The sequence below is a fragment of the Janthinobacterium sp. GW821-FHT03A03 genome (assembly GCF_059421435.1).
In genome coordinates this window covers 1-7,943 of record NZ_JBWKUZ010000006.1, presented here as the reverse complement: position 1 = coordinate 7,943, position 7,943 = coordinate 1, and the positions used below count along the sequence as shown (strand labels likewise).

Here is a 7,943-nt window from a genome sequence, read left to right as displayed (position 1 = left end):
GCTGGGGCGTCGTTCACGGGCATGGTGGGCGGCGACAACCTGACGGTCTCGGGCGCCAGCGGCAGCTTTGCCGACAAGAATGCGGGCAATGGCAAGACGGTCAGCATCAGCGGCATGGTGCTGGGCGGCACGGACGCCGGCAATTACAACCTGGCCAGCGACACGGCCAGCAGCAGTGCCAATATCAGCGCCAAGGCGCTGACGCTGACGGGCTTGACTGGCAACAATAAAGTCTACGACGGCACAGCCAGTGCGAACTTGGCCGGCGGCACCCTGAATGGCCTGGTCAATTCGGAAACCCTGGCCTTCACTGTCCAGGGAGCAAGCTACAGCGACAAGAACGCGGGCACGGGCAAGGCCATTACGGTGGGCGGCGTGAGCTTGAGCGACGGCAGCGGCCTGGCCGGCAACTACACGCTGAGTACGCCAAACGGCATGACGGGCGATATCGCGAAGGCAACGATTTCCAGCATTAGCGGTTTGAGCGCCCTGGACAAGATCTATAACGGCAACCTCAACGTCAGCGTCAATCCCGGCCAGGCGGTGATCAACGGCAAGATCGCCGGCGACGATGTGCAATTGTTCAGCGCGAGCGCTGCCTTCACGGATAAAAACGTGGGCAGCAACAAGGCCGTCAATATCACGAATATCACCTTGTCCGGCAGCGATCTGGTCAATTATGACTTCCTCAACAATACGGCCAGCGCCACGGCCAGTATCACGCCCAAGGCCGTCACCCTCTCCGGAGTGACTGCGGGCAATAAAGTCTACGATGGCACGACAGCGGCAGTCTTGTCGGGCGGCACCCTGACCGGCATGGTCGCGGGTGAAACGCTGGGCTTCAGCGGCGGTGTCGGCAGCTTTAGCGACAAGAATGCCGGTACTGGCAAGGTGGTGACCATCAGCGGCGCCAGCTTGCAGGATGGCACTGGACTGGCCAGCAATTACGCCTTCAGCAGTCCCGCCAACGTGAACGCCGACATCAGCAAGGCGACCATCAGCGGCGTGACAAACGTGGGCGTCAACAACAAGACCTATAACGGGCTGGCCGACGCCACGCTGAACGGCGAGGCAACCTTCAATGGCAAGATCGGCAACGATATCCTGACCGTGGCCGGCAACGGCGCCTTCAGCGACAAGAATGCGGGCACGGGCAAGACGGTGGCGGTCAGCGGCATCACCCTCGGCGGCGCCGATGCGGACAACTACAACCTTGCCAGCACGGTTGCCAGCGGCACGGCCAGCATCACGCCGGCGTCCATCAGCGCCATTTCCGGCATCGTGGCGGCAAACAAGGTGTATGACGGCGGCACGGCGGCCAGCCTGAACCTGGCGGGCGCCAGCTTCAATGGCATGCTGGCCGGCGACGTCCTGAGCCTGGCCGGCGGCCCCGTCCTTGGCGCGTTCAGCGACAAGAATGCGGCAACGGGCAAGACCGTGAACATCAGCGGTCTGGGCCTGGCCGGCGCCGATGCGGGCAACTACGTATTGGCCAGCAGCCTGGCCAGCACCACGGCCGATATCACGCCGGCGGCCCTGACGGTCAGCGCCACCGGCATCAACAAGGTGTACGACGCCAGCACGAACGCCGTCGTTTCCTTGCGCGACAACCGTATCGGCAATGATCAGCTCAATATTGCCAGCAATGGCGCCAGTTTCAGCGACAAGAATGCGGGCGCGGGCAAGACGGTGACGGTGGCGGGCATACGCCTGAGCGGGGCGGATGCGGGCAACTACGTGGTCAACACCACGGCCAGCACCACGGCCACGATCTCGCAGGCACTGCTGACGGTGAAAGTCGACAATGCGGCAAAAGACCAGGGACGTGCCAATCCCGACTTCAGCGCCAGCTACAGCGGCTTGCTCGGCGGCGACACGCTGGCCGCCGAAGTGAGCGGTCAGCTGGCCTTCGGCACGCCGGCGACGACGGCTTCCGCGGCAGGCAATTATCTGATCTCGGCCTCGGGCCAGGCGTCGACCAATTACGCCCTGAATTATGTGGACGGCGTGCTGAAAGTCAATCCGACGGAAGCGCTGCAAAGCGCCGTTGCGAACGTGATCGCGGCTGTTGCCGTGGCGCCGTCGCAGGGCAATATGGTGCAGGCCGACATGATCGTCAGCGGCGAGACGGCGCCAGGCAAGCCTGCCGCCGCGCAGGATGCGCCGCGCGAGGGTGAGAAGGGCGGCTCGGGCAGCGCGCCGCTGGTGCAGCTGGCCGGCAACGTCGTCAGCAATGTCTTGCCAGGCCTGCGCCTGAGCGTGGTGGACAGCGGCTTGCGCTTGCCGGTCGAGGTTTCCGTCGGTACGCGCCAGGATAGCCAGTAAGGCCCGCCGCGTCACCAGATGCCGGCGCCGGAGTGCCGCTTCGTGTTTCGAGGCGGCATTTTCATGCCTTCGCATCGTCGCAACACTTTTACAATGGCTGCATCATCCTTGTTTTCCGTCAGAGGCGCAGCGCTGAACAGAAAGTACAATCGCATGACTTCCCATTTCATCGGCGTGGCCGGCTTGCCCCGCGCGGGCTCCACCCTGCTGTGCCAGCTGCTGGCGCAGCATCCCGAACTGCATTGCGAAGGCAACAGTTCCCCCTTGTGCAATGTCTTGCTGGGCATGCGGCGCATGGTCAGCGACGACGCGTTTTTCCTGTCGCAGCTCGACAGTACCTTCGACGCCAGTTACGGCCACCTGAAAACGGCCATGCAGGGTTTCCTGCGCGGCTGGTACCAGGATTGCGGCAAGCAGGGCGTGGTCGACAAGAACCGCGCCTGGCTGCATTGCGTGGAAATGCTGCTGCAGCTGGCGCCGGAAGCGAAGATCATCGTCTGCTTGCGCGAGCTGGGACAAGTCTACGGCTCCATCGAAGCGCAGCACCAGCGCACCATCCTGGTCGACTTTGTCGACCACCTGGCCGATTTCGACCGCCTGGGCCGGGCCGACATGCTGTTTGCCAAGGACCGCACCATCGGCGCTCCCCTGAGTTCCCTGCATGCCGTGCTGGACCTGCCCGTCGAAGTGCAGCAAAAGCTGTATTTCGTGCGCTTCGAGGACTTGATGGCGCGGCCCGTGGAATGCATGTCCCACCTGTACGCGTGGCTGGGCCTGGCGCCACTCCGGATCGATCCGCACGATCTTGCCGTGGGCATCCAGGAAAGCGACAGCCACTACCGCATGAAATACACGCACCGCCAGCAGGCGGCGATCAGCGCGCCCGGGCACCATGCGATTCCGCCGCGCATCCAGGCGCAGATCGAAAGCGCCTATGGCTGGTTTTACGACTTGTATTATCCGCAACATCAACGCTTGGCAACGCCATCCGTCTGAAAACGCGTGCGGCAGTGCTAATACCACTTGCCGCGCCATCGCTTGCGCGGTATTGCCGGCAGTTGCCGCAAACGCCGGTTTTTTCGATCCGCTCACTCTTCGCCTGCAGCGCCGTGGCCGCGCCGCCTGAAGTCACTGGTATTGTAAAAAACACCGTTTCATAAAACCACTTGACTACCAATTTTCGGCGCCGCATTCTTGGTGCAGAAAGCCGACGCTTCGCTGCGCTTTCTTTACGTACAACATAAAAAGCTACTTCGATAGTTTTCGTATAACGTTCAGGAGACAATGTGAAGACACGGCAATCACGCCGGCTGGCTACGCCATTCATGGCCGGCCTGCTGGGTAGCGCGCTGCTCGCTTGCGGCGGCAATTCCACCACCGAACCCCCATCGACCCTGCTGGCCGCCGCGGCCGCCAGCGACAATTGCCTGGCCTGGAGCGCCAGCGCCGTCTACACGGCGGGCCAGTGCGCCGTCTACGACGGCAAGGTCTACCGCGCCAAATGGTGGGTGCAGGGCACGGCGCCGAACAACGACCAGTGGGGGCCGTGGAGCCTCGATACCGCCACCCCGACACCCACCCCGACGCCTACCCCGACACCGACGCCCACCCCCACCCCGACACCGACACCCACGCCAGGCGGCGTGCCCACCAGGGCCCAGGCCGAGGCCAACGAGGCGGCGCTGACGAACAATGAGTTCTTCCGCAAGGTCAAGGCCTCGATCCGCACCCTGGGCAATGCGGCCGTCGAAGCCGTGCAGCCGGGACTGGCCGGCAATCCCCTGAACGTCAGGCGCGTCGAGCGCCTGCTGCCGGCGGCAAAGTGGGATTACTATTTTGCCGCGCGCGATACGAGCTACACCTACCAGCGCTTCCTGCAGGCCGTGGCCAAGTTTCCCGCCGTGTGCGACGACTACAGCGACGGGCGCAATGCGGACGCCATCTGCCGCCACAGCCTGGCCACCATGTTTGCCCATTTCGGGCAGGAAACGGGCGACCACAACGCCAGCAGCCCGCTGCCGCAATGGCGCCAGGGCTTGAAGTATTTGCGCGAGCTGGGCTGCGATGAAACGGGCGCCGGCTGCGGCTACAACATCGAGTGCGCGGATCCCGTCTTCAACAAGGTATGGACGTGCGGCAAGAATGCCGACGGCAGCTTCAAGAAGTATTTCGGCCGCGGCGCCAAGCAGCTGTCCTACAACTACAACTATGGGCCGTTTTCGCAAGCCATGCATGACGGCGATCAATCGGTGCTGCTGAAAAATCCGGACCTCGTCGCCTCGACCTGGCTGAACCTGGCCTCGGCCACCTTCTTCTTCGTCTATCCGCAACCGCCGAAACCGTCGATGCTGCACGTGCTCGACGGCACCTGGGTGCCGAACGCGGCCGACGTGACGGCAGGGGCGGGCAACAATTTCGCCACCACCATCATGATCATCAACGCCGAATGCGGGCAGGGCACGGAAAAGCAGGCCGCGCAAAACCGCATCGATTACTACAAGCAGTTTGCCGCCGACATGGGCTGGGATTATTCCGGCGAGCAATTGTCCTGCGCCAACATGCAACGCTTCACCCCGGCCAGTTCCGCCGCCTACAACATTTATTGGGAAAAGAACTGGAGCGCCGGGGGCGACAACCAATGCCAGCTGGTCAGCTATCAGACGCCGTACAGCGCCTTGATCGCCGGAAACTACGTGAAATGCGTGGAAGCCAACTGGAATGTGAAATTGCAGTAAAGCAAGTGCAAGACAGCCGGCCAGGGATAACAGTTGACAAGAGCCCCTGCAGGGGCCTGCAACAGCGCTCGATGTACAACCATAACGGAGACCAATATCACATGAAATCGAATGCATTATTGATGGCCTTGCTCAGCGGCGTGCTCGCCGCTTGCGGCGGCGGCCAGGAAGGCACGACGGCCACGCCGAACACCCTGCTCGCCGCCGTCGAGGCGTGCGCCGTATGGGATGCCGCCACCGTCTACACGGGCGGCCAGTGCGTGCTCTACCAGGGCGTCAGCTACAAGGCCAAGTGGTGGACGCAGGGCAATGTCCCCAGCGCCGCCGACCAGTGGGGCCCATGGGCCGTGATCGATACGCCAACGCCAACGCCAACGCCAACGCCAACGCCGACGCCAACGCCAACGCCAACGCCAACCCCGACGCCAACCCCGACGCCGACGCCGACGCCGACGCCGACGCCGACGCCGACGCCGACGCCCACCCCTACGGCCTGTCGTCCGGACGGCCTGATCTCGGCCGTGCCGAATGTGCCGTATTGCAAGGTCTATGACGCGAACGGCCGTGAAGTGCTGGGCAACGGCTTGAACCGGCGCATCGTCGGCTATTTCGCCAGCTGGCGCACGGGCGTCGATGGCAGCCCGACTTACCTCGTGAATAACCTGCCGTGGGACAAGATCACCCACCTGAACTATGCATTCGCCTCCGTCGACCCGGCCACGTCGAAAATCGCCATCGGCAGCGGCGCGGCCAATCCCGATACGGGCCTGACGTGGCCCAACGTGCCGGCCGCGGCCATGGACCCGTCCCTGCCGTACAAGGGCCATTTCAACTTGCTGGCGCAGTACAAGAAAAAGTATCCGGGCGTCAAACTGATGATTTCCGTGGGCGGCTGGGCCGGCAGCGGCGGCTTTTATTCGGCCACGACGAATGCGGACGGCAGCGTGAATACGGCCGGCATCAACACCCTGGCCGATTCCATGGTGGCCTTCGTGCGCCAGTACAACTTCTTCGATGGCGTCGACGTTGATTACGAGCACCCGACGACCAACAACGAGGCGGGCAATCCGATCGACTTCCCCGCGTCGAAACCGCGGCTGGCCGGCCTGATGACGAGCTACAACGTGCTGCTGAAAGTGTTGCGCCAGAAGCTCGACGAAGCGGCCGTGCAGGACAACAAATACTATCTGCTGACCATCGCCGGTTCCGCTTCGGGCTGGGTCTTGCGGGGCGAGGAAAACATGTCGGGGTTGAAATACCTCGATTACGCCAGCCTGATGTCATACGACTTGCACGGCGCGTGGAACCAGTATGTGGGGCCGAACGCGGCGCTGTTTGACGACGGCAACGATGGCGAGTTGCGTGCCGGCAATGCCTACCAGTACCAGAACATCGGTTACCTGAATACGGACTGGGCCTACCGCTACTACCGGGGCGCCTTGCAGGCGGGGCGCATCAATATCGGCGTGCCGTTCTACACGCGGGGCTGGAAGGATGTGACGGGCGGCACCAACGGCCTGTGGGGCACGACGCCGCTGATCAGTTCCACCGTCACCTGCGCCGGCACCAAGACGTGCGGTACTGGCGCCACCGGCATCGACAACGTGTGGTTCGACCTCGATTCTCAGGGCAAGCCGACGCCAGGTGGCGGCAACCCCATCTGGCATGCGCTGAACTTGCAAAACGGCATAGTGCCTAGCTACCTCGACGCCTATAAAGTCACGGACAAGGCGCTGGTGGGCAGCTATGTGCCGTACTACAGCAGTACCATGGTGGCGCCGTGGCTGTGGAATGCGACTAAAAAAGTATTCATTTCGACGGAAACCACGCAATCGATCGCGGCCAAGGCCCAGTACATCGTCAACAACAATATCGGCGGCGTGATGATCTGGGAAATGGCGGGCGACTATGCCTGGGATGCCACGCGCAATGGCGGCAAGGGCGAGTATTTCATGGGCACCACCCTGACGGACGTGCTGTACCAGGCCTTCCGCACGGCTGGCGCGTATGGCAACAAGCGCGCCGAGATCGCCATGCCGGCCACGGCGGCCAACGTCAGCATCACCCTGGGCGGCTGGAAGCTGGGCGACAACAACTATCCGATCAACCCGGTGATGACGGTGAAGAACAACACCGCGTCGACCTTGCCGGGCGGCACCGTGGTGGAGTTCGACTATCCCGTCTCGGCGCCGTCGGACATGAGCGACCAGTCGGGCTTCGGCTTGACGGTGATCAATGCCGGTTACACGGGACCGAACAATATCGGCGGCTTCACGAAGAACTACAACCGGGCCCGCTTTGCGATTCCCGCCTGGCAATCGCTGGCGCCGGGCGGCTCCGTGGCGCTGACCCTGAACTACCGCCTGCCGATCTCGGGACCGGCCAACTACACGGTCACCGTGGGCGGCACCAAGTATGCGCTGACGCAGGAGTATCCGGAACTGCCGGTGGCCTTGCCCTAAGTTGCTAATGCCATGTCCAGTCCTAAAATAGGTTGACAGTATTTATTGCTGCACAAACGCCCGATGCACCGCATCGGGCGTTTTGTACTTCAAGGCCGTATGTGGTCGTTCCTGGTTGTATATCCGCACCGATTGCGCCACCATTTTGCTCGCCTGTTTCAGGTCTGCAGGTCGATTCAGCAAGAACTCGCCTTTCAGAATGCCGTTGATACGTTCGGCCAGCGCATTCTGATAGCAGTCGTAGCCGTCGGTCATGGAGCAAGTCAGTCCATGACGACGATGAATTTCTTGATAGTAAGTCGAGCAGTACTGGATGCCCCTGTCTGAATGATGGATCAGCGGCGTCTTGCGCTGTCGTGCTCGCAGGGCCATCTTCAAGGCCTCGCTGACCTCTTCGGTTTGCAGGCTTGCGTGCACGTGA

At 62.5% G+C, this 7,943-nt stretch carries 5 protein-coding genes; 4 read left to right on the top strand and 1 reads right to left on the bottom strand.

Features of this window, described 5'->3' with window-relative positions:
- From AC07VI_RS13840 to AC07VI_RS13825, 4 genes are all read left to right on the top strand, one after another.
- Window positions 1-2,325: beta strand repeat-containing protein (locus tag AC07VI_RS13840; RefSeq protein WP_494808801.1), on the top strand; the 2,325-nt coding region annotated here is incomplete at its 5' end.
- 153 nt (window positions 2,326-2,478) lie between these two features.
- Window positions 2,479-3,321 (top strand): sulfotransferase family protein, encoded by an 843-nt coding sequence (locus AC07VI_RS13835; RefSeq protein WP_492993307.1) that lies wholly within the window; start codon window positions 2,479-2,481, stop codon window positions 3,319-3,321.
- Window positions 3,322-3,611: 290 nt separating this feature from the next.
- Entirely contained in the window at window positions 3,612-5,060 is a 1,449-nt protein-coding gene (locus AC07VI_RS13830) for a glycoside hydrolase family 19 protein (RefSeq protein WP_492993309.1), read from the top strand.
- Between the two features lie 101 nt (window positions 5,061-5,161).
- A complete protein-coding gene (locus tag AC07VI_RS13825; RefSeq protein WP_492993311.1) occupies window positions 5,162-7,522 on the top strand; it encodes a chitinase C-terminal domain-containing protein in 2,361 nt (786 codons plus the stop codon).
- A gap of 42 nt (window positions 7,523-7,564) precedes the next feature.
- Here the strand turns inward: AC07VI_RS13825 and AC07VI_RS13820 are convergent.
- A partial coding sequence (locus tag AC07VI_RS13820) for a transposase (RefSeq protein ID WP_494808800.1) occupies window positions 7,565-7,943 on the bottom strand: 379 nt, incomplete at its 5' end.